The sequence below is a fragment of the Vibrio galatheae genome, from assembly GCF_000967545.1.
Classification (GTDB): domain Bacteria; phylum Pseudomonadota; class Gammaproteobacteria; order Enterobacterales; family Vibrionaceae; genus Vibrio; species Vibrio galatheae.
The window spans coordinates 64,108-85,225 of record NZ_JXXV01000027.1 but is presented as its reverse complement, the minus strand read 5'-3'; the positions used below and the strand labels follow the sequence as shown (position 1 = coordinate 85,225).

Genomic DNA, 21,118 nt, shown 5'->3' with positions numbered 1-21,118 from the left:
AATATGTTTAACTAGCTCCATAAGATGAATGAACATTCAAGGACTGGAGTATGGCCTTTAACCTTCGCAACAGAAACTTCCTCAAACTACTCGATTTCTCACCGAAAGAGATCCAGTTTTTGCTCGACCTTTCCGCCGACCTAAAGAAAGCCAAATACGCGGGCACTGAGCAGAAGAAGCTGGTTGGAAAAAATATCGCCCTCATCTTTGAAAAAGCATCAACCCGCACTCGTTGTGCGTTTGAAGTCGCCGCCTTTGACCAAGGTGCGCAAGTCTCTTATATCGGTCCATCTGGCTCGCAGATTGGTCACAAAGAGTCGATGAAAGATACTGCACGTGTACTAGGTCGCATGTACGATGGTATCGAATATCGTGGCTTTGGTCAGTCGATCGTTGAGGAACTCGGCACCCATGCAGGTGTACCGGTTTGGAACGGTCTAACGGATGAATTCCACCCAACCCAGATCCTTGCTGATTTCCTGACCATGCTTGAGCACGGACGAGGCAAACAATTGCACCAAATCTCGTTCGCTTATCTAGGTGATGCACGTAATAACATGGGGAATTCACTGTTAGTCGGCGCGGCTAAAATGGGCATGGACATTCGCTTGGTCGCACCAAAAGACTTTTGGCCTGAACCCGATCTAGTAGCAACCTGCCAAGGGATTGCCAAGCAAACTGGCGCTAAAATCACTCTCACCGAAAATGTCGAAGAAGGCGTACAAGGCTGTGACTACCTGTACACTGACGTCTGGGTTTCTATGGGTGAAGCGCCTGAAGCATGGGATGAGCGTGTCGCTAAGATGACACCTTACCAAGTCAATATGGATGTGATTGCCAAAACAGGCAATGCGCAGGTCAAGTTCATGCACTGTTTACCTGCATTCCATAATGATGAAACCGTGATTGGTAAACAGGTGGCCGAAAAGTATGGCATGAAAGGTTTAGAAGTGACGGAAGAAGTATTCGAGTCTGAACACTCAATTGTCTTCGATGAAGCCGAAAACCGCATGCATACCATTAAAGCTGTGATGGTGGCCACGCTAGGTGCGTGATAACGGCCGATAAAAGACAGCAAAAGCCTCGATGTAATCGCTTGCGTTAGTCAATCTAAAGCGTATAATGCTCGGCAATTTGTCGGGAGATAGTAAAACAATGCCACGTAATTCGTGCTCTAAAAAGCGTATTACACTGGGTAAGCCAACGTGCTTACCAGCGTTGTTTTTTTCTATTTCCACCGATTTCTGAAGCCTCCCGTAATGGGGGGCTTTTTTGTGCCTAAAATTCATGACTGGGAAGATGATTATGACAAACACGCTTTACAACAAGCATATTATCTCGATTCCTGAGCTTTCTCGTACAGAGCTGGAATTGATTGTCAAAACAGCGGGAGAATTAAAAGCGGATCCTCAACCTGAGTTGATCAAAAACAAGGTCGTCGCGAGCTGCTTTTTCGAGCCATCAACCCGTACCCGCTTATCTTTCGAGACCGCAATACAGCGTATCGGCGGAGATGTCATTGGCTTCGATAACGGTGGTAACACGTCACTAGCGAAAAAAGGTGAGACGCTCGCTGATTCAGTTCAGGTTATCTCATCCTATGTCGATGCCTTCGTAATGCGTCACCCACAAGAGGGCGCGGCGCGATTAGCCTCTGAGTTTTCTAATGGTGTGCCAGTTATCAACGGTGGTGACGGCGCAAACCAGCATCCAACGCAAACGCTACTTGACCTATTCTCAATTGCAGAAACTCAAGGCCGTCTTGATAACCTCAATGTCGCCTTTGTCGGGGACCTAAAATATGGTCGTACCGTCCACTCTCTGACACAAGCACTGGCCAAGTTCAACAATATCCGCTTCTTTTTTATCGCACCTGACGCACTGGCGATGCCTGATTACATTTGTGAAGAGTTGGACGAATCAGGCATTGAGTACAGCCTGCATACCGATATGGAAAGCGTCATTCCTGAACTGGATATTCTGTACATGACTCGCGTTCAAAAAGAGCGTTTTGACGAATCTGAATACGCCCATATTAAATCGGCTTACATCCTAACCGCTTCGCTATTAGAAGGAGCGCGTGAAAACCTAAAAGTACTTCACCCGCTACCACGCGTTGATGAAATTACCGTCGATGTCGATAAAACCCCATACGCTTACTACTTTGAGCAAGCAGAAAACGGCGTCTATGCACGCCAAGCGTTACTTGCTCTTGTCTTAAATGAAACACTGTAATCGAGGAGAACATCATGGCTAAAGAAACTCAATTGCAGGTTGAAGCAATTAAAAACGGTACCGTTATCGACCATATTCCTGCACAGATCGGCATTAAAGTACTTAAACTGTTCTCAATGCATAAATCTCAGCAGCGTGTCACGATCGGCCTTAATCTGCCATCGTCGGCACTGGGTCATAAAGATCTGCTAAAGATTGAAAACGTATTTATCAGCGAAGAACAAGCAAGTAAATTGGCCCTGTACGCACCGCATGCGACGGTAAACCAGATAGAAGACTACCAAGTGGTGAAAAAGCTGCCACTTGAACTTCCAGAGCAGGTCAATAACGTGTTCGAGTGCCCAAATACGAACTGTATTACCCACGGTGAGCCGGTAGAAAGCAGCTTTAAAGTATTCGAAAAGAAAAACGATATTCGTTTGAAATGTAAATACTGTGAGAAAGTCTTCTCACGTGAAATCGTGACTGAACGTTAGGCTCGGCTTTAAGTGATCTAACGGTGAAAATAAACAATCCTTGCTCGTAGTGGGCAAGGATTTTTTCTTTACCCATCCGCTATTTCACGGCACACTGAGTTCCCTCAAATCCGTACACTCTCTAACAGATGGAAGATAATAATGACTAAAGTACTTCACACAGAATCCGCTCCAGCAGCCATTGGCCCATACGTACAAGGTGTTGACTTAGGCAACATGGTACTGACTTCAGGCCAAATCCCAGTGAACCCAGCTACTGGTGAAGTATCGACAGATATCGCAGAGCAAGCGCGTCAATCTCTAGACAACGTAAAAGCCGTTGTAGAAGCCTCTGGCCTATCAGTAACAGACATCGTTAAAATGACGGTTTTCGTTAAAGATCTTAACGACTTCGGCACAGTAAACGAAGTGTACGGTAAGTTCTTTGATGAGCACAACGTAGCGAACTACCCAGCGCGTTCATGTGTTGAAGTAGCTCGTCTACCAAAAGATGTTGGCATTGAAATCGAAGCCATTGCGGTACGTAAATAATCGCGTTTCGCTGTATTGCTAAAATCAAAAAGCCGACATCAATGTCGGCTTTTCATTATTCATCTTCGGCTTGATTACTTAACGAATTCAACACCCGTTTGGATATCACCGTTAAGCGTTTCAAGCATGCCGTCTAGAGCAGATTTCTCGAAATCGCTTAGTTCACCGTAGCTCAGTACTTCTTCGACGCCATCTTTACCAAGTTTTACTGGTTGAGCGAAGAAAGGTGCATGTTCGCCATCGCCTTCAACGTAAGCGTACTCAATTACTTCTTCACCTTGTAGGGCTTTCACAAGAGCCAGACCGAATCGGCAAGCTGCTTGACCCATAGAAAGTGTTGCGCTACCGCCACCCGCTTTCGCTTCAACCACTTCAGTACCCGCGTTTTGGATACGTTTGGTTAGCGCAGCAACTTCTTCGTCAGTGAACTCAACACCTTCAACTTGAGAAAGTAGCGGTAGAATCGTTACACCAGAGTGGCCACCAATAACAGGTACACGAACTTCGCCTGGATCTTTATCTTTAAGATCAGCAACAAAGGTTTCAGAACGAATGACGTCGAGTGTTGTTACACCGAATAGGCGACGCTTGTCGTAAACACCAGCTTGCTTGAGAACTTCCGCAGCGATTGGCACTGTTGTGTTGACTGGGTTAGTGATAATACCTACTAGTGCTTTCGGACATACATCAGCAATACGTTGAGCAAGAGACTTAACAATACCCGCGTTAACGTTGAACAGATCCGCACGATCCATACCTGGTTTACGCGCAACACCTGCAGAAACAAGAACCACATCCGCACCTTCTAGCGCAGGAGTTGGATCTTCACCCGCGTAGCCTTTAATTGAAACAGGCGTCGGGATATGGCTTAGATCAGCAGCAACGCCCGGAGTAACAGGGGCGATATCATACAGTGCTAGATCAGAGCCAGCAGGAAGACGGTTTTTAAGTAGTAGAGCTAGGGCTTGACCGATGCCACCAGCGGCACCAATAACGGCTACTTTCATCGTAGTTCTCCTTGAGATGATTCTCTTATATATGTTTTGTAGAGCGATTGATAATCAACCACGTCAACCTATAGTAATCACAACCTGATTACAATCAATTAACGCCAGCTTTGCGACCTTGCGCAATGCGAAAAAAACACACTGAATCTTCACCGCACTTACCATGCTCTGAACCTTTAAGGACAAAGGTTTAAGCGTGATTCCTGTCAATCATTTTTGCCAAGTTTACAGTGATAGAGTAGACAGAAATCGGGCTTTGCATTAGGACAATTTGCATAGCTATGCGAGAATATGCAATTACTCATAGCGAAAACAAGATAGAACAGAACTATGCGCCATTCTGAAAAACAAGATAACCTCGTTCGTGCTTTTAAAGCTCTACTAAAAGAAGAGCGTTTTGGCTCACAAGGCGACATTGTCGAGGCACTTAAAAACGAAGGGTTTGAGAACATCAACCAATCGAAAGTATCGCGTATGCTGACTAAGTTCGGCGCGGTACGTACGCGTAACGCCAAAATGGAGATGGTTTACTGTCTTCCAGCAGAGCTTGGCGTGCCAACGGTGTCCAGTTCACTGCGCGAACTGGTGCTGGACATTGATCATAACAATGCTTTGGTCGTGATTCACACAGGCCCAGGGGCTGCACAGCTTATTGCTCGTTTGCTTGATTCCCTTGGCAAAGCGGAAGGGATTCTTGGTGTGGTCGCTGGCGACGATACCATCTTTATTACTCCCACTCAGTCGATTACGACAGAACAACTGTTTGATTCCGTGTGTGACCTGTTTGAGTACGCAGGTTAACGGTTTATAACCTTTCCAAATAGAAATCACGCCGTCAAATTCACGGCGTGACTGCGATCACATCTTAAAAAAATCATACTTTAGTTAACAACAGTCATTAACTGATTGATTAATTTAAACTTAATTAATCAAACCTCGCTAAAAAAATAGAATAAAGCTTAGGCATTTTATCTATAATTTTTAACATCCATGTAATTATGTGCCAATTTTTTGCTATTATTCAGCCACTTTTTCAACATACGGATTGAAAAAGATGCCGTTTCCATCAATAGGAAACGCCCAAAGCGACTACACTTGCTTAGGGGTAATAGTGAATAAGGAAGGGAAATTCATGGCATTGAACAAACTTATTAAAGTTGGTGCGATTGCAGCTGCAGTAATGGGCGCTGGTGCAGTTAACGCTCAAGAGTTTATTACTATTGGTACAGGCTCTGTTACTGGTGTTTACTACCCAACAGGCGGCGCAATCTGTAAGCTCGTGAACAAAGGCCGTAAAGAACACAATATTCGTTGTTCAGTAGAATCTACTGGTGGTTCGATCTACAACGTCAACACTATCCGTGCGGGTGAGCTCGACTTCGGTATCGTTCAGTCAGACTGGCAGTACCACGGTTACAACGGTACTAGTAAGTTTGCTGAACAAGGCCCGTATAAAGAACTACGTGCTATGTTCTCGCTACACACAGAACCGTTCAACATCATCGCGCGCAGCGACGCTGGTATTGAAAACGTTTCTGACCTAAAAGGTAAGCGTGTCAACATTGGTAACCCAGGTTCTGGTGACCGCGCGACTATGGGTGTGGTTATGGAAGCGATGGGTTGGACCAACGACGACTTCAAACTGGCGTCTGAGTTGAAAGGTTCTGAGCGTTCACAAGCACTGTGTGACAACAAGATTGACGCATTTGTTTACGTAGTGGGCCATCCAAATGGATCAATCAAAGAAGCGACAACTTCATGTGACGCGAAACTGGTTTCTGCAACTGGTGCTCAGATCGACAAGATCGTTGCTGACAACCCATACTATGCGTACAGCACAGTACCTGCCGGTATGTACCGCGGTACCGACAAAGATGTCAACAGCTTTGGTGTTGCGGCAACTATGGTAACGACAAGCAACGTTTCTGACGATGTAGCTTACAACGTAGCGAAATCTGTATTCGAAAACTTTGACACCTTCAAGCGTTTGCACCCAGCGTTTGCAAACTTGAAGAAAGAAGACATGGTAAAAGCTGGTCTTTCTATCCCTCTACACCCAGGTGCAGAGAAGTACTACAAAGAGATTGGTCTACTTAAGTAACCCTCTTTACCAAGGGGGCCAACGCCCCCTTGGTACATAGTCGTCGCGGTCAGTCACACCGCACTCAAATTTGAGTTTCACATCATTGAAACTCGTCCTCGTTTTACACCTAAAAAAACCAGACAACTGAGCAATATTTCATCTTTTCACTAGACTGAAAGATGTTAAATAAAGGTTCTTATAAAGATATATACGGACCATTTATAATAAGGAATAAGTACATGTCGAAGACAACCACACCGTCTCAAGATGTGCAAGAAATGGTGGCTCAATCCGATACTGGTGCGCGTGCCCCTTCAGGGCTTTCAGGTCGCATCTTATGGTTTGTGCCGCTATGTTGGTCATTGTTCCAACTTTGGTACGCTTCTCCACTGCCGTTTATATTCAATTTTGGCGTACTTAATGACACTGAAGCGCGCTCCATTCACTTGATGTTCGCCGTATTTCTCGCATTCACTGCTTATCCGGCGATGAAGAATTCGCCACGAGACCGCATTCCGGCTGTCGATTGGCTACTGGCTCTCGCTGGCAGTTTCTCCGCCGCTTATATTTATCTTTTCTATACTGAGTTAGCTGGCCGATCTGGCGCACCCACGACTCTCGATATTGTCGTCGCAGTCACAGGTATGCTATTGCTGCTTGAAGCAACGCGCCGCGCTTTAGGTCCACCGCTGATGGTTGTGGCAGCCGTTTTCTTGCTCTATACCTTTGGTGGCCCATACATGCCCGATGTTATCGCGCATAAAGGAGCCAGCCTAAACAAAGCCATGTCCCATCTGTGGTTAACAACCGAAGGGGTATTTGGTGTCGCACTGGGGGTATCAACGTCGTTCGTGTTTCTTTTCGTGCTATTTGGTGCGATGCTAGAACGCGCTGGCGCAGGTGCTTACTTTATTAAAGTCGCCTTCTCTTTGCTTGGTCATATGCGAGGCGGCCCAGCAAAAGCAGCGGTGGTGGCCTCAGGTTTATCTGGTCTTGTTTCAGGCTCATCGATTGCAAACGTCGTCACCACGGGTACCTTTACCATTCCACTCATGAAACGAGTGGGCTTTCCGGGCACTAAAGCAGGCGCGGTAGAAGTTGCAGCGTCAACCAACGGCCAGCTTACGCCGCCAATCATGGGTGCTGCGGCCTTCTTAATGGTTGAGTATGTGGGCATTTCTTATGTCGAAGTGATCAGAGCGGCGATCTTGCCAGCACTGATTTCATACATCGCGCTAATTTACATCGTCCACTTAGAAGCTTGTAAAGCTGGTATGACGGGCCTTCCTCGCCGTCACACTCCAACTCTGCTAGCAAGCTTACTCTCATTTACTGGCACCATTCTTGGTTTGTGCGTCGTCAGCGCCATTGTCTACTATGGTGTCGGCTGGACCAAAGACGTGTTTGGTGAGGCAGCGACACCAATTGTAACTGTGGCATTGTTGCTCTCTTATGTCGGCCTAGTGAAAATTTCTGCCCGCTACTCTAAAGAAGGCGCAATTGAGATTGATGAAGAGTTGACGGAAGTACCAGATCCAGGGCCAACCATTAAATCGGGTCTACACTACCTACTGCCTATCGTTGTACTCGTGTGGTGTCTGACTGTCGAACGTTTCTCTCCTGGCTTATCTGCATTTTGGGCCACCGTTTTCATGATCTTTATTCTGATCACCCAACGCCCTTTGATGGCAATTATGACTCAGCAAGGATCCATCACGGAGCAGACCAAGGCAGGATTTATTGATCTACTCGAAAGTCTTGTTTCTGGCGCACGTAACATGATCGGCATCGGTGTGGCAACCGCAGCAGCAGGTACGGTTGTTGGTGTCGTGACATTAACGGGTATCGGTCTAGTGATGACTGACTTTGTCGAGTTCATCTCTGGCGGTAACATTATTCTTATGTTGCTGTTTACGGCTGTGATCAGTTTGATCTTAGGCATGGGTCTTCCGACGACGGCTAACTACATTGTTGTTTCGACATTGATGGCTCCAGTGATCGTCACCCTAGGTGCACAAAGTGGCCTGATCATTCCTCTGATCGCAGTCCACCTATTTGTGTTCTACTTCGGTATCCTTGCTGACGACACGCCTCCGGTTGGCTTAGCCGCCTTTGCTGCTGCCGCTATTGCTAAGTCGGATCCAATAAGGACGGGTATTCAAGGCTTTACCTACGATATTCGAACTGCAATCTTGCCATTTATGTTCATCTTTAATACCCAATTATTATTGATGGGTATCGATACTTGGTGGCATTTATTGCTCACGATCATATCTTCGATCATCGCAATGCTGATATTCTCTGCAGCAACTCAAGGATGGTGGTTTACCAAAAATAAATGGTGGGAAACCGTTCTGCTACTTGCTTTGACCTTTACTTTCTTCCGTCCAGGTTTTTGGTGGGATCAAATCTATCCGGCGAAAGTCCTCTACCCTGGAACTGACATCGCTGAGATCACCGAGAAACTCAGCGTCGGAGAAGAGCTTGAACTGCTTGTTGCGGGGGAAAACCTTGAAGGTGATCTTCTATCAAAAACAGTTCGCCTACCTTTTGCTGATGAAGCAACAACCGCAGACGAACGCATCTCTTCAATGGGTCTAATGCTCACGAATAGTGATGGTCGTATGGTGGTTGATATGGTCGAGTTTGGCAGCCCAGCAGAATCTGTTGGTATCGACTTTGACTGGGAAATTCGTTCGGTGGTCGTCGATGCAGACCGACCAATGAAAGAGTGGGTGTTTGTCCCTGCCCTACTCATTTTGATAGGGCTTGGATTTAACCAAACAAGACGAGCTCGAAAGGAACGGTTGAGCGCGTAATCTAGGCAGCCCTGCTCACGTGGCGGGGCTACACTTAACTACGGATGCATAACTCCCCCACTGCGTTTAACACCGCCGTGGGAGAGAATAAAAAGAGATACCATCATGTATAAACAAATTCTTGTTCCTGTCGACCTCAATGACAAAGGCTTTTCTGATAAAGCGGTCGAGTTAGCCGTTTGGCACGCTAAGCATTCAAACGCGCAGGTGCATCTGCTGAATGTTCTGCCGGGTATTCATATGTCTATGGTTGCAACCTACTTCCCGAAAGATGCAGCCATGAAGATGAAGGCAGACGTTGAAAATCAACTGAAAGAGTTTGCCGTGAAGCACATTGCAGAAGACGTGATTTATAAAGTCCATGTTGCAGAAGGCAAGCCTTACTCTACTATTTTGGATTTTGCCGAACGACTTGGCGCTGATCTTATCGTTATGCCAAGCCACAAACGATCTAAGCTTGATAAAGTGGTGTTAGGCTCTGTGGCAAGTAAAGTAGTACAAAATTCTCCAATCAATGTACTGGTTGTCAAACCGCAAGGCGCCTAATTCCAACCGCTAAGAACTGACAAGGCGCTCTCCAACGAGCGCCTTTTTGATTGGTAAAAACTATCAATTTAATCGAAACAAGCCATTTCAATTAATGCGAATAATTATCAATAATAACCACATAGCAAGAGACTACAAGGGTTATCAAGATGAAAAAGACCATCACATTCGCAACGATACACTTTACCATCGCGTTCACCGTCGCTTATCTACTGACTGGTGATATTCTGATTGGCAGCCTAATTGCTATGATTGAACCGTCAGTCAACACTGTTGCTTTTTACTTTCATGAGCAGGTATGGGCAAAAAGCCGCCTACTCAACCGTCTATCACGCTCTGCGAAAATCAAAACAACCAGCTTTGCTGTTGTACACTTTAGTGTTGCGTTTAGCGTAGTGTACTTAATGACTGGCGACGCATTTGTTGGCGGTATTATGGCAACTATCGAACCGACAATTAACACCATTGCCTACTACTTCCATGAAAAAGTATGGCAAAGTAAGCAGGGCCAAGGAGAGCATTGGGGTGGCCTTCACGCTTAAACGGGGTAGTGAGTAACGCTACTCTCTTTGCTTAAACCAATGTGGAATCGTTGGCTTTGACCATCCAGATTCACTTCAAGCTGGTAAAGTTCATCAGGCTCAGGGTTACTCTTATCTGCATAGATCGGAGCTTCGATCTGAAACAAAGCACTCGCGTGATGATCGCGCACGTCGATCGGTAATTGATAGATCATGCCATTAAACTTGACCGATGCTGAAACTAACCCTGGAGCGTAAGTGGTGTAATGAAGATCAACAAGAAACTCACACCCACCTCCGTGGTGCCAGATCTGCTCTGTTACCACATGTTCCAACCGCACATTGCGAATAAACAGCAAGCGAGGCACTTGCCAAATTCCGAGACGCTCATCGTGCTTATGATACTCCGCCCCCAATTGGCACAACTCTTGGTCTTGCGCATCGTCTAATAGCCAATCGTCATCTTCGAGCAAAAACAGTATCTCGAAGCGATTTCTTCCTTTTTGCAGAAAGGGGCGAATGTCCTTTTTATATTCCGCTTGAGACCGATCACAATCAAACGCAGCGACGCCATTAATACGGATCTCTGCGTGGTAATCAATCCCACCGATAATCAAATCTACCGCAGGAAAAGCCAACATGGCCTCATCCACCTCAATGTCGTGCATTAAGTGCCATTCTTGCTGGGCTATTTCAGACTCAGATAAGGATTCGGGCAGTATCTGGCTTAGAGGGCCGGGAAAGGTAATATCATCCTGAGGAATAGATAAATCGGTCAAAGGAGAAACTTGCCAAAGTCCTGCAAGGGGAAGTTCCATATATCTAAATCTTGTTCTAGATCAACATCATCTGATTATAATGCTAACTGACTAAGAAAAGATAGAAGCGGATAAAGGTGTAGAAGAGCTAACTGAGCTACGCAGCGGTGTGCTGAATACAAAAATACCAGCCTTAAAGCTGGTATTTGAAAGATAGGAGAGAAAGATTACTCTTCGTCATCGTCCTCTTCTGGGTAAAGTGCATCTTCACCTTCGTAGTAAGTACCCCAACCGTCGTAAATGATGTCGTATTTTTCAGCCAGATGAACGAGCTTCTCTACCTGAGCATCGATCGCCTCTGGGTTAAGTGCCGACTCCATCGTCGCATCACAGCAGAGCAGCTTATTGCCATCTTCGTCTTCTGTCTCTTCTGCTTCTAGCACTTCGAAACCCATCTTAAACGCTTCGACCACCGCTTTTTCTAGCGTGTTGAAGTCTTCAGCAAACAAGTGGTGTTCGATTTCATACAGAGCATCTGGATCACTACCATCTTCTAATAAGGCTTGAATGATTTCGCGAGTATCTTCTTTTTGAATTTCAATTAATTCTTCAACAGATAGATATTCATCTTCATGAGACATATGTCGTGCTCCAGATAGTGACAAGTTGATCATAGTTTACCGCGACGAAATATCGCATGGATCCGGATAAATTTCTACCCGGAATGACATTAGATCAAGATCTTTCTTCGCTACACTCCCTTAGATCAAACAAGATCCATCTCACACACTGCTAAATTAACAATTTTTTATCATTGTGTGTATTCAGCATTTTCTTTCTATTTCCACCTAGAAGTAGCGCAAGCAAAGAACTGACTTTTTATCTTCCTCCACTGCATAGACTGAGCATGTGGAACAGTGCATAAAAACATAACAATGCAAGGTGATTTCGCGTGTTTGTGCATAGCTATGCTTTTTTGTTATTCAAACCGAGCAATTCTAGCACTTTATACTAAACGCATAGTAAAGCATCTTTACTCAGCTCTCCCTCCCAACTTTAAATGGATTTAAAGTCCAAAATAATGAAAATAGACAGAATTTAATATTAAATATAATTAATTTTGCAGTTTTACAAACCATTTATTGGACTTGCATCTTTATAACAAACTTGTCATAAATACGCTCCGGATTAGATAGTAAGGATACAAAATGAGTAAGTTGTACGTAGGCTCAGAAGTTGGTCAACTAAGAAGAGTATTGTTAAACCGTCCTGAGCGCGCACTCACCCACCTCACCCCGTCAAATTGCCACGAACTACTTTTTGACGACGTTTTGGCCGTAGAAGCAGCGGGCGAAGAACATGATAAGTTTGCCGAAACACTACGCAGTCAAGATGTGGAAGTGTTGCTACTTCATAACCTGCTTGTTGAAACACTTGCTGTTGATGAAGCCAAAACATGGCTACTGAACACCCAAATTTCAGATTTCCGCTACGGTCCTACGTTTGCAAGAGATCTGCGCAGTTATCTGTCAGAGATGGATAACGAACACCTAGCGACGGTTCTACTAGGTGGATTGGCGTATTCTGAGCTGCCGATTCCGTCTTCTTCTATGCTACCAAGCATGCACCGTCCGTTAGATTTTGTTATCGAACCACTGCCGAACCACTTATTTACCCGAGATACTTCATGCTGGGTATATGGTGGTGTGTCACTTAACCCAATGATGAAACCAGCCCGTCAACGCGAAACGAATCATTTACGCGCCATTTATCGCTGGCATCCCGTGTTTGCTGGTCAGGACTTCATTAAGTACTTTGGTGACGAAGATCTCCACTACGATAATGCCAATATTGAGGGCGGCGACGTACTAGTTATCGGTAAAGGTGCGGTACTGATTGGTATGTCTGAGCGTACTACTGCACAAGGTGTAGAGAACCTAGCAGCCAGCCTGTTTAAACATAGTCAAGCGAAACAAGTCATTGCTATTGAACTACCAAAACACCGTTCATGCATGCACTTAGATACCGTCATGACACATATGGATATCGATACCTTCTCTGTCTACCCAGAGATCATGCGCAAAGATCTCAATACTTGGCGTCTAACACCGAAAGACGACGGTGAAATGAAGGTTGAAAAAGTACCAAGCTTTATCCATGCTATTGAAGAAGCGCTTGGGATTGACTACCTAAAAATTATCACCACAGGCGGTGATAGCTACGAAGCAGAACGTGAACAATGGAACGATGCCAATAACGTACTAACCGTGAAGCCAGGCGTTGTTATCGGTTATGAACGTAATGTGTATACCAATGAGAAGTATGACAAAGCCGGTATTCAAGTTCTGACGATTCCAGGCAATGAACTCGGCCGAGGGCGTGGTGGGGCTCGTTGTATGAGCTGCCCGATTGAACGTGATGGGATATAACTAAATTACGATTAAAAGCCCCCGAGTTCCTAGAAAATATCACTCTAGGAACTCGGGCTTAAGAACTACTCTGTACCACCGACAGTAATTGAGTCTAACTTCAATGTCGGCTGGCCAACGCCAACAGGGACGCTTTGACCCGCTTTGCCACACACACCAACACCACGGTCGATACTTAGATCATTACCAACCATCGAAACTTGCTGCATCGCTTCAATACCAGACCCAATTAAAGTCGCACCTTTGACTGGGCGGGTAATTTTACCATCTTCAATCAAGTAAGCTTCTGACGCTGAAAAGACAAACTTGCCCGACGTGATATCGACTTGACCGCCACCGAAATTAGGGGCATACAAGCCTTTCTTAACGGTAGAGATGATCTCATCCGGCGTATGCTGGCCTGGCAGCATATAGGTGTTTGTCATACGCGGCATAGGCAGATGCGCATAAGATTCACGGCGACCATTGCCGGTCGGATTGACACCCATTAAGCGCGCATTGAGCTTATCTTGCATGTAACCTTTAAGTACGCCATTTTCGATTAAGGTGTTGTATTGACCATTCACCCCTTCATCATCTACGTTTAATGAGCCACGTAAATCTTTCAATGTTCCATCATCGACAATCGTACACAGCTCTGAAGTCACTTTCTGCCCTAGCTTACCACTAAAGACTGACGACTCTTTACGGTTAAAGTCACCCTCAAGACCATGACCAACCGCTTCATGTAGCAAGACACCAGGCCAACCAGAGCCCAGCACAACAGGCATCATACCAGCAGGTGCAGCGTCAGCTTCAAGGTTGACCAATGCCATACGAATGGCTTCATCAGCATAGTGATAAGCAACTTTTGAACCTTCGTCATCGGAGAGGAAAAAATCATAACCAAATCGACCACCGCCACCAGAGCTTCCACGCTCACGGCGATCACCTTTTTGAGCCAACACGCTGATGGACAAACGAACCAGTGGACGAACATCTCCGGCATAAGTGCCATCCGTCGCGGCAACTAAGATTTGTTCATGGACACCGCTTAAGCTCACTGACACTTCTTTAATCAGCGGCTCTTTAGTTCGAATGTAGGCGTCTAGTTCTTTAAGCAGCTGAGTTTTTTGTTCTTTCTGCCAACTCTCGAGAGGGTTCACTGCTCCGTAGTAACTTTGGTTGTCGCTGCGTTTAAAGGCCTGAACTTTACCGTTTTGTCCTTGCTGAGCAATACCACGCGCCGCCGTAGCACTTTGAGTCAAACCGTCGAGCTGAATTTGGTCTGAATAGGCAAAGCCGGTTTTTTCACCCGTAACGGCCCGAACTCCTACACCGCAATCAATATTGAAAGAACCATCTTTAATGATGCTATCTTCCAATACCAGAGACTCGTGCCAACTAGACTGAAAGTAGATATCCGCATAATCAATTTGGCGAGTCGCAATACTTGCCAGTGTATCGGCAATATCTTGCTCGCTCAGTCCGGCTGGCTTTAGCAACGCCTCTTCTACGTGATTTATTGTCATACTTTGCTCTTAATTTTGTAACTGATGGCTGAATCGAGCATGCTGCTGTACAGGCATCGCTGCTCTTAATTCTTCTACTTGGCTTAAGTCGATATCGACCAATAAATTGTCTTTTTGATCAGAGAGACTCGCAACGATGTCTCCCCACGGAGAGATAACCATTGAGTGTCCCCAAGTTTCACGGCCACATGGGTGCGTGCCAACTTGGTTCACAGCGACCACCCAAGACTGAGTTTCAATCGCACGTGCGCGAAGCAACGCTTCCCAATGCGCCTTTCCAGTCACCGCCGTAAACGCGGCTGGAACCAAGATCAAGTTTGCGCCTAGGTGAACCAATTCACTATATAAACTTGGAAAGCGAACATCATAACAGATACTCATGCCAATATGGGCGAATGGCGTAGGATAGCTAACGATTTTACTGCCTGCATGGAAAGTTTCAGATTCACGATAGCGCTTATGACTGTCCGCAACATCGACGTCAAACATGTGCAATTTGTCATAGTGAGCAACCAACTCACCTTGTGGTGAGTACAGCATAGAGGTTGTCGTTACCCCTTGTTCACGTTGAATTGGCATACTGCCTATCACCAACCAAACATTATGTTCTTTAGCAAGCTCAGCTAGACTGGTTTGCAGCGGCCCCTGTTCGATAGGTTCTGCAACGTGATGGTAGTCATTGCGACTACCGAACACCAAAGCATTCTCTGGGGTGATGACCAGCTTTGCGCCTTGTTCAGCGAGCATCGCCACTTGTTGACGTATATAAGCTAAATTATCACTCGGGATCGGCCCCGAGGTCATTTGAATCAACCCTACTCTTTCCATGACAACCCTACCTTATTGATTCCGTTCGCGTAGTTTCTCTGGCAGTTTAAACTCACCTCGACTACGAGATAGTTCTTTGACCACAGGGGCATCAAGCGGCCCTTTAACTTCATAATTGACCTGAGTAAACACCTCAACCACGGGTGAGATAACCGTTGTAATGGCTAAAACATAAAGCGCGGTTTGCGGCGTGACAGCAAACGCGGTTAGAACCGGTATCCCCGAGGTAATATCAGGCGTGAATTTGACCTCAGCATCAACAGTACGCGAGTTCAGGTTCGCCAAACCTTTAATGTTCATTTCACCAGCAACGGCATCCATTTTGATGTCGTTGGTCAAGAAAATACCATTACGTATCGAACCAGTGCCGGTAATCGAATTAAACGCCATGCCTTTATCAAACACGTCGCTAAAGTCGAGCTGCATCTTACGAATTATCGAGTCTAGGCTAAATATACCCAGTAAGCGCGCCGCACCACTGACATCTGATATCACCCCTTTACCTAGTTTAGTTGATACCTCGCCATTCAAGGTATCGACTCTGGCAGTCCAAGGTGAGCCATCCCACTCTAGCTGGGAAGTAATTTCAAACGGCGCTTTTTGAATGCCTGACGAAATACCAAAACGTTCCATCACATCGCTGTTGTTTTCGCCCGAAATATCAATATCAAACTTTGTGTGATTTTCGCTTTCATTGAGCTTCCACCAGCCTTTCAAATCCACTTTATTGGTACCACTTTCAAACGTCAGTTTCTGCCACTCGAGTTTTTCTCCTTTACGCTGCAAATCTAAATGCGCTTTGCCCACTTTGTAACCTTGTAGCCAGAGGTCTTTTATAGTCAGTGTTATGTTGGGTATCTGTTCATGAAAGTTACGCTCAAACTGGCTAATTAATGGCGCTTCAACATTTTCCGGCTCGAATACTTTGTTGTCTTTGAGCGTACCATCGAAAGCTGGAACATAGACGTGTAAGCGTTCGAGAGAGACAGAAAGGTCATACGGCTCTATGTAGTTCGCTTCACCCTTCGCTTCTTGGCTGTCGAGGCTCATCGCCCAGCCTAACCCTTTTCTGCGCGCGTTAAAGTTAACGTCATTCCAATCAATACTGCCGAATGTCAGCTCTTTGGCATTCAGATCGACTCGCGTTGGCAGCGGTATTTCTGGGGTATTCATCTGAGAAACGAGTGCTTGTGATGGCCCTTCTTGTGTTGAGAATCGCTCAAACCAACGATCCAAATCAAGCTCATCAACGACAACCTGAGCTTGATGCCCCGCTACTGGACTTATCTTAAAACTGCCTTTACCCAGCACCATATATGTATCCGTTAACACGGGCTTTTTCGAACGGATATCTATCTCCGCTTGATACTTTAAGCTCGGTAGCTGGAGGCGAGCACTAATGCTCTCTTGATTTCCTGATGCTTCAAGTTTTGCTTTACCGGTAATGCCGTTGGCCTTATTCAAAGGAGCTGGAAAATCGCTGGCCATAAATCTCAAATCAGCTTGAGTATTGATCTGATAAGTAAAGCCAACATCATTGAGCTGGATATCGACATCCATGTTCCACGGTGCGTGACCAGCTAAAGGCTCAAGCCACTGCTTACCTAAATAAGGTTCGAGCGGCTCAATGTCCCAATCCGCGATTACATCGATTGCCACACCATAGCCTTGTGCGATGTTTTCACCTTGAAAATCGATGGCAATAGGCTGCTTGAGTAATGCCGCCGAAAGGCCTGCTGCACTGACGACGTCGTTATCAAACTCAACTCGACCGGACACGTTCTCCAACGTCATTGGCGGAGCATCAATCGTGACGTGATTATTTTTAAGATCAGCATAGCCCCATGCTCTGGCCTGCTTACCATGAGTAAAAGGGATATTAAGTTGGAAGCTCGACTCGACTTGACCATCGACCTGGATAGCCGTCAGTGCGGCGCCAACCGAATCCACCAATGGTGTAGCGGTCATATAATCGCGTACCGCATTACCTTGCGCCACGGCCTGCGCTTCGATCTCTATGTGGCCCCCCGGAGCGAGTCGAGGGATTCGCCCAGTGATACGGGTAACGTCAACATCATTTAATGTTGCACTGCGTGAATCTAGATACATAGCATCATTTTGGAACAAGAGATCAAGCTGAAGATCGGTGATCGTCGGCCAAGCGGTGTCAAAACTAAACTTAGCTTGTTTTAAACCAACCCACGCTTGAAACATGCCATCGTTGTTGTGATAAGGAAAATCGCCTAATTCACCATACCAAAGCAGTTTAGCCGTGTTGACATGCCCACCTTGAATGCCGCTACTGAGATAATCGGTGAGATTCTGTCCCAGTGCTAGCGTGGGTAAATAACGCCATGTTTCAGCCGCATTGTAGAGATCCGCCTCAGCATAAAAAGACAAAAAGGGGCTGCGATCTTTGGGAAAATCGAGTCGGAATGCACCCAGAACTTGTAGATCAGGTGTAGCAGCGGTTACTTTGTCAGCCCACAAGCGCCAGCCAGACTCACTGTTTTGCCACACGATATCGACTTGGCCTTGCTTAATTTTTAGCGGCGCTTGGAATACCTCGCCATAGGGTAGAACATCATCAACAAGAGTAACTTTCGCCTGAGCTTGATCTAAACGACCATTGATAGAGGCAGAAAGATGATGCAGCTCTGGTAGCAGTTGCCACTGTGCCATAGACGCGCCTGAGAGTTGAGCTGAGTAGCTGAGGGAGTCGACACTTTCGCCCATAGAGACGCGTATATCTTCAACCAAGCCACCAAACGATAAGGTGGTAAGCATATCTGTGGTTGGCTTTGAGTCAGGGGCCAATTTGATAAGCGGAGTGATGGCTTTGATATCAAGTTGTGAGACATTCAAACGCCACTGGTTCGGTTGCCAGTCAAACGCGATGTCCAACTCTGGCCATTCAATGTCATCGGTTGTCAGATTTAGTGAGTAAGCATTCACTTGCCAGCCTGAATCATTAGGTTCAAGTTCAATAATGCCTGAATCTAACCACAGTTCGTGCTGTTGACCTTCTTTCCAGCTCAGTTCTGAGGAATCAAATTCAAGATAAGCATTGACTGGCTCGCTGCGCTCTAGGGTCAACCAGCTACTGAAACTCACTTGGCCTTTTTCTATCCCAGATTCGCTTTTAACAAACTTACTCAGCCACGGTGTAATCAACACATTTTGCGCAGAAAGGTAAAATTCCCCACTTACCGTCTTAAGCGAACCATGATCAACAAAGTTTGCTTTGACTTGAGCTGAATTGACATTGCTGTGCGCCAAGCTCACTTCACCTGCAGCAACGTGTTTTGTTCCGTTGTTTTGCCACTGCAATCTTTTGATATCTAGTTCTCGTTTGACGCCATCAAAGCCAAGTAAGTGGATCTTTGACTCCGCGAGCGAGAACCCATCCAGTTGACGAAGCAGCAATTGATCGAGTTGCTGCATAACATCTTGCTGTTCGCCTTTGGGCTGCAGTTGCGGCGCTTGGTCACTGTCGGTCTTGATCCACTCAATCGAGGTGATATCTAGATTCAAATGATAGATGTTGAGATCGGCAACTACTGGCTGTTGCTGAATCAATGACTGAACAAGATCAAACTCAACTTCCACTTTATCAGCAGAAAAATGAATACCACTGCTTTCTGGCAAGTTAGCTTTGACATTTTGCAGCGAGATAGATGGATGCGTATTGCGCCAAAATCCTTTAATGTCAGCCACTTCGAAATCAAGCCCAACACCTTGGTTAATCCAGGTCTGAATTTGAGGTTGAAAATGGTTAAGTTGAGGCAAAGCGATACGCAAAGCTGTCACCGCTATAGCTAGAGTGACCAGTAGCGTAACGGTTAGCCATAGCAATAAGCGAATAAGCCGAGTCGAAATTGAAGTCACAAACAGCCTTTACATCATCACAACATCAAATTGCTCTTGAATATAGAGTGGCTCAGCTTGGATTCTCACTTCCTTACCAATAAATACCTCAAGCTCGGCAAGAGAATGCGACTCTTCTCCCTGTAAGGTATCCGCCACCGCAGGGGACGCGTACACGACAAACTTATCAGCATCGTAAGCGCGATTCACACGCGTAATTTCACGTAAAATCTCGTAGCACACCGACTCAACTGTCTTAACACTGCCTCGCCCTTCACAAGTAGGGCAAGTAGAACAGAGGACATGTTCAATACTTTCACGGGTCCGTTTACGTGTCATCTCGACTAGACCAAGTTGAGTAAAGCCGTTGATGTTGGTTTTCACTCTGTCTTTGTCTAACGCCGCCGCTAATGATGTTAGGACTCGTGCACGGTGCTCATCTGACGCCATATCAATGAAGTCGATGATGATAATGCCACCCAGATTACGCAATCTCAGTTGACGAGCAATCGCTTGGGTTGCCTCGATATTGGTATTAAAGATGGTCTCTTCTAAGTTACGTCGTCCAACAAATGCCCCTGTGTTGATATCCACTGTGGTCATCGCTTCTGTTTGATCAATGATCAGATAACCACCGGATTTGAGTTCAACTTTGCGATCTAAAGAGCGCTGAATCTCGTTTTCCGTATCGTACATATCAAAGATAGGTTTATCCCCTTCATACAGCTCCAATTTCTCTGTTAACTCAGGAACATATTCAGACGTAAACTCTTTGAGATTTTCGAACTCAGTTCGTGAGTCGACTAAGATTTTATTCAGTTCAGTGCCAACAAAATCGCGCAGTATGCGCTGAGAAAGCCCCAACTCCCCGTATAAGGTTGCACGAGTTTTGTATTTGCTGCGACGCTCGGTGACTTTCGACCATAAACGTTTAAGGAAAGCCGCATCTTGAGAGAGCTCTTTTTCATCAGCGCCTTCTGCCGCGGTGCGAATGATAAAACCACCATTTTCATCGCAGTACTCGCCAACCACCTTTTTCAGGCGATGGCGTTCTTCTTCACTTTCAATTCGCTGCGATACACCGACATGACTTGCCCCAGGCATAAAGACTAGGTAGCGAGACGGCAGGGTAATGTCTGTCGTCAGACGTGCACCTTTAGTGCCCAGCGGGTCTTTCACCACCTGAACGACAATATCTTGCCCCTGACGAACAAGTTCAGAGATATCACGCACCTGAAATTGCTGCTTTTCGTTTTCAGCAACACATTCGGTATGGGGAACAATGTCCGATGCATGCAAAAACGCGGCCTTTTCAAGACCGATATCAACAAACGCCGCTTGCATACCAGGTAACACTCGGCTCACTTTACCTTTGTAAATATTGCCGACAATGCCACGCTTTGCTTCACGTTCAACGTGGATCTCTTGTAGGGTTCCCCCTTCAATCATGGCCACACGAGTTTCACTCGGGGTCACGTTGATAATCAACTCTGCACTCATAAGAGCA

The 21,118-nt window shown here is 45.9% G+C and carries 17 protein-coding genes; 10 read left to right on the top strand and 7 right to left on the bottom strand.

Features of this window, described 5'->3' with window-relative positions; all coding sequences use genetic code 11:
• Window positions 1-50: 50 nt before the first annotated feature.
• The 4 genes from argF to TW81_RS15400 all read left to right on the top strand — a co-directional run bounded on the left by argF (window position 51) and on the right by TW81_RS15400 (window position 3,242).
• The gene (argF, locus tag TW81_RS15415) at window positions 51-1,055 is read left to right on the top strand and encodes an ornithine carbamoyltransferase (RefSeq protein ID WP_045956624.1); all 1,005 of its coding nucleotides are present in this window, start codon (window positions 51-53) and stop codon (window positions 1,053-1,055) included.
• A 250-nt stretch (window positions 1,056-1,305) separates the two neighbouring features.
• Window positions 1,306-2,235: an aspartate carbamoyltransferase gene (pyrB, locus tag TW81_RS15410; RefSeq protein ID WP_045956623.1), complete on the top strand. Its 930-nt coding sequence runs from the start codon at window positions 1,306-1,308 to the stop codon at window positions 2,233-2,235.
• A gap of 14 nt (window positions 2,236-2,249) precedes the next feature.
• Window positions 2,250-2,711, top strand: a complete 462-nt coding sequence (pyrI, locus tag TW81_RS15405) for an aspartate carbamoyltransferase regulatory subunit (RefSeq protein ID WP_045956622.1) — start codon at window positions 2,250-2,252, stop codon at window positions 2,709-2,711.
• A gap of 141 nt (window positions 2,712-2,852) precedes the next feature.
• Complete coding sequence (locus tag TW81_RS15400; protein WP_045956621.1) at window positions 2,853-3,242, top strand: RidA family protein; 390 nt, start codon at window positions 2,853-2,855, stop codon at window positions 3,240-3,242.
• Window positions 3,243-3,316: 74 nt separating this feature from the next.
• On the opposite strand, the gene mdh is transcribed toward TW81_RS15400, so the two are convergent.
• The gene (mdh, locus tag TW81_RS15395) at window positions 3,317-4,249 is read right to left on the bottom strand and encodes a malate dehydrogenase (protein WP_045956620.1); all 933 of its coding nucleotides are present in this window, start codon (window positions 4,247-4,249) and stop codon (window positions 3,317-3,319) included.
• Between the two features lie 330 nt (window positions 4,250-4,579).
• On the opposite strand from mdh, the gene argR reads away from it, so the two are divergent.
• From argR to TW81_RS15370, 5 genes are all read left to right on the top strand, one after another.
• Window positions 4,580-5,050: a transcriptional regulator ArgR gene (argR, locus tag TW81_RS15390; RefSeq protein WP_045956619.1), complete on the top strand. Its 471-nt coding sequence runs from the start codon at window positions 4,580-4,582 to the stop codon at window positions 5,048-5,050.
• A 331-nt stretch (window positions 5,051-5,381) separates the two neighbouring features.
• The gene (locus TW81_RS15385; protein ID WP_045956618.1) at window positions 5,382-6,350 is read left to right on the top strand and encodes a TAXI family TRAP transporter solute-binding subunit; all 969 of its coding nucleotides are present in this window, start codon (window positions 5,382-5,384) and stop codon (window positions 6,348-6,350) included.
• Between the two features lie 221 nt (window positions 6,351-6,571).
• Window positions 6,572-9,151 (top strand): TRAP transporter permease, encoded by a 2,580-nt coding sequence (locus TW81_RS15380; RefSeq protein WP_045956617.1) that lies wholly within the window; start codon window positions 6,572-6,574, stop codon window positions 9,149-9,151.
• Between the two features lie 105 nt (window positions 9,152-9,256).
• Entirely contained in the window at window positions 9,257-9,697 is a 441-nt protein-coding gene (locus TW81_RS15375) for a universal stress protein (protein WP_045956616.1), read from the top strand.
• A 149-nt stretch (window positions 9,698-9,846) separates the two neighbouring features.
• Window positions 9,847-10,239 carry a DUF2061 domain-containing protein gene (locus TW81_RS15370; RefSeq protein WP_045956615.1) on the top strand — a complete coding sequence of 131 codons (393 nt, stop codon included), beginning with the start codon at window positions 9,847-9,849 and terminating at the stop codon, window positions 10,237-10,239.
• On the opposite strand, the gene TW81_RS15365 is transcribed toward TW81_RS15370, so the two are convergent.
• Window positions 10,236-11,036, bottom strand: coding sequence for a glycosyl hydrolase 2 galactose-binding domain-containing protein (locus tag TW81_RS15365; RefSeq protein WP_045956614.1), 801 nt, complete (start codon window positions 11,034-11,036; stop codon window positions 10,236-10,238). The two genes, TW81_RS15370 and TW81_RS15365, sit on opposite strands and share 4 nt — an antisense overlap.
• Before the next feature lie 167 nt (window positions 11,037-11,203).
• Window positions 11,204-11,617, bottom strand: a complete 414-nt coding sequence (gene rraB, locus TW81_RS15360) for a ribonuclease E inhibitor RraB (protein ID WP_045956613.1) — start codon at window positions 11,615-11,617, stop codon at window positions 11,204-11,206.
• 567 nt (window positions 11,618-12,184) lie between these two features.
• Between rraB and arcA the strand changes: the two genes are divergently transcribed.
• The gene (gene arcA, locus TW81_RS15355; protein ID WP_045956612.1) at window positions 12,185-13,405 is read left to right on the top strand and encodes an arginine deiminase; all 1,221 of its coding nucleotides are present in this window, start codon (window positions 12,185-12,187) and stop codon (window positions 13,403-13,405) included.
• A 65-nt stretch (window positions 13,406-13,470) separates the two neighbouring features.
• Here the strand turns inward: arcA and tldD are convergent, their stop codons facing one another.
• From tldD to rng, 4 genes are read right to left on the bottom strand one after another with little or no spacing between them, the layout of a single operon-like run.
• The gene (tldD, locus tag TW81_RS15350; RefSeq protein ID WP_045956611.1) at window positions 13,471-14,916 is read right to left on the bottom strand and encodes a metalloprotease TldD; all 1,446 of its coding nucleotides are present in this window, start codon (window positions 14,914-14,916) and stop codon (window positions 13,471-13,473) included.
• Window positions 14,917-14,925: 9 nt separating this feature from the next.
• A complete protein-coding gene (locus TW81_RS15345) occupies window positions 14,926-15,744 on the bottom strand; it encodes a carbon-nitrogen hydrolase family protein (protein ID WP_045956610.1) in 819 nt (272 codons plus the stop codon).
• A 12-nt stretch (window positions 15,745-15,756) separates the two neighbouring features.
• Complete coding sequence (locus TW81_RS15340) at window positions 15,757-19,632, bottom strand: YhdP family protein (RefSeq protein WP_045956609.1); 3,876 nt, start codon at window positions 19,630-19,632, stop codon at window positions 15,757-15,759.
• A gap of 9 nt (window positions 19,633-19,641) precedes the next feature.
• Entirely contained in the window at window positions 19,642-21,111 is a 1,470-nt protein-coding gene (rng, locus tag TW81_RS15335; protein WP_045956608.1) for a ribonuclease G, read from the bottom strand.
• Window positions 21,112-21,118 lie beyond the last annotated feature (7 nt).

What these genes read in the sequence shown, in the direction of transcription:
- rraB (WP_045956613.1), bottom strand. Translation starts at nt 11,617, where the DNA reads ATGTCTCATGAAGATGAATATCTATCTGTTGAAGAATTAATTGAAATT.
- argR (WP_045956619.1), top strand. Translation starts at nt 4,580, where the DNA reads ATGCGCCATTCTGAAAAACAAGATAACCTCGTTCGTGCTTTTAAAGCT.
- argF (WP_045956624.1), top strand. Translation starts at nt 51, where the DNA reads ATGGCCTTTAACCTTCGCAACAGAAACTTCCTCAAACTACTCGATTTC.
- TW81_RS15370 (WP_045956615.1), top strand. Translation starts at nt 9,847, where the DNA reads ATGAAAAAGACCATCACATTCGCAACGATACACTTTACCATCGCGTTC.
- pyrB (WP_045956623.1), top strand. Translation starts at nt 1,306, where the DNA reads ATGACAAACACGCTTTACAACAAGCATATTATCTCGATTCCTGAGCTT.
- TW81_RS15375 (WP_045956616.1), top strand. Translation starts at nt 9,257, where the DNA reads ATGTATAAACAAATTCTTGTTCCTGTCGACCTCAATGACAAAGGCTTT.
- TW81_RS15380 (WP_045956617.1), top strand. Translation starts at nt 6,572, where the DNA reads ATGTCGAAGACAACCACACCGTCTCAAGATGTGCAAGAAATGGTGGCT.
- TW81_RS15385 (WP_045956618.1), top strand. Translation starts at nt 5,382, where the DNA reads ATGGCATTGAACAAACTTATTAAAGTTGGTGCGATTGCAGCTGCAGTA.
- rng (WP_045956608.1), bottom strand. Translation starts at nt 21,111, where the DNA reads ATGAGTGCAGAGTTGATTATCAACGTGACCCCGAGTGAAACTCGTGTG.
- TW81_RS15365 (WP_045956614.1), bottom strand. Translation starts at nt 11,036, where the DNA reads ATGGAACTTCCCCTTGCAGGACTTTGGCAAGTTTCTCCTTTGACCGAT.
- TW81_RS15400 (WP_045956621.1), top strand. Translation starts at nt 2,853, where the DNA reads ATGACTAAAGTACTTCACACAGAATCCGCTCCAGCAGCCATTGGCCCA.
- pyrI (WP_045956622.1), top strand. Translation starts at nt 2,250, where the DNA reads ATGGCTAAAGAAACTCAATTGCAGGTTGAAGCAATTAAAAACGGTACC.
- arcA (WP_045956612.1), top strand. Translation starts at nt 12,185, where the DNA reads ATGAGTAAGTTGTACGTAGGCTCAGAAGTTGGTCAACTAAGAAGAGTA.
- mdh (WP_045956620.1), bottom strand. Translation starts at nt 4,249, where the DNA reads ATGAAAGTAGCCGTTATTGGTGCCGCTGGTGGCATCGGTCAAGCCCTA.
- TW81_RS15345 (WP_045956610.1), bottom strand. Translation starts at nt 15,744, where the DNA reads ATGGAAAGAGTAGGGTTGATTCAAATGACCTCGGGGCCGATCCCGAGT.
- tldD (WP_045956611.1), bottom strand. Translation starts at nt 14,916, where the DNA reads ATGACAATAAATCACGTAGAAGAGGCGTTGCTAAAGCCAGCCGGACTG.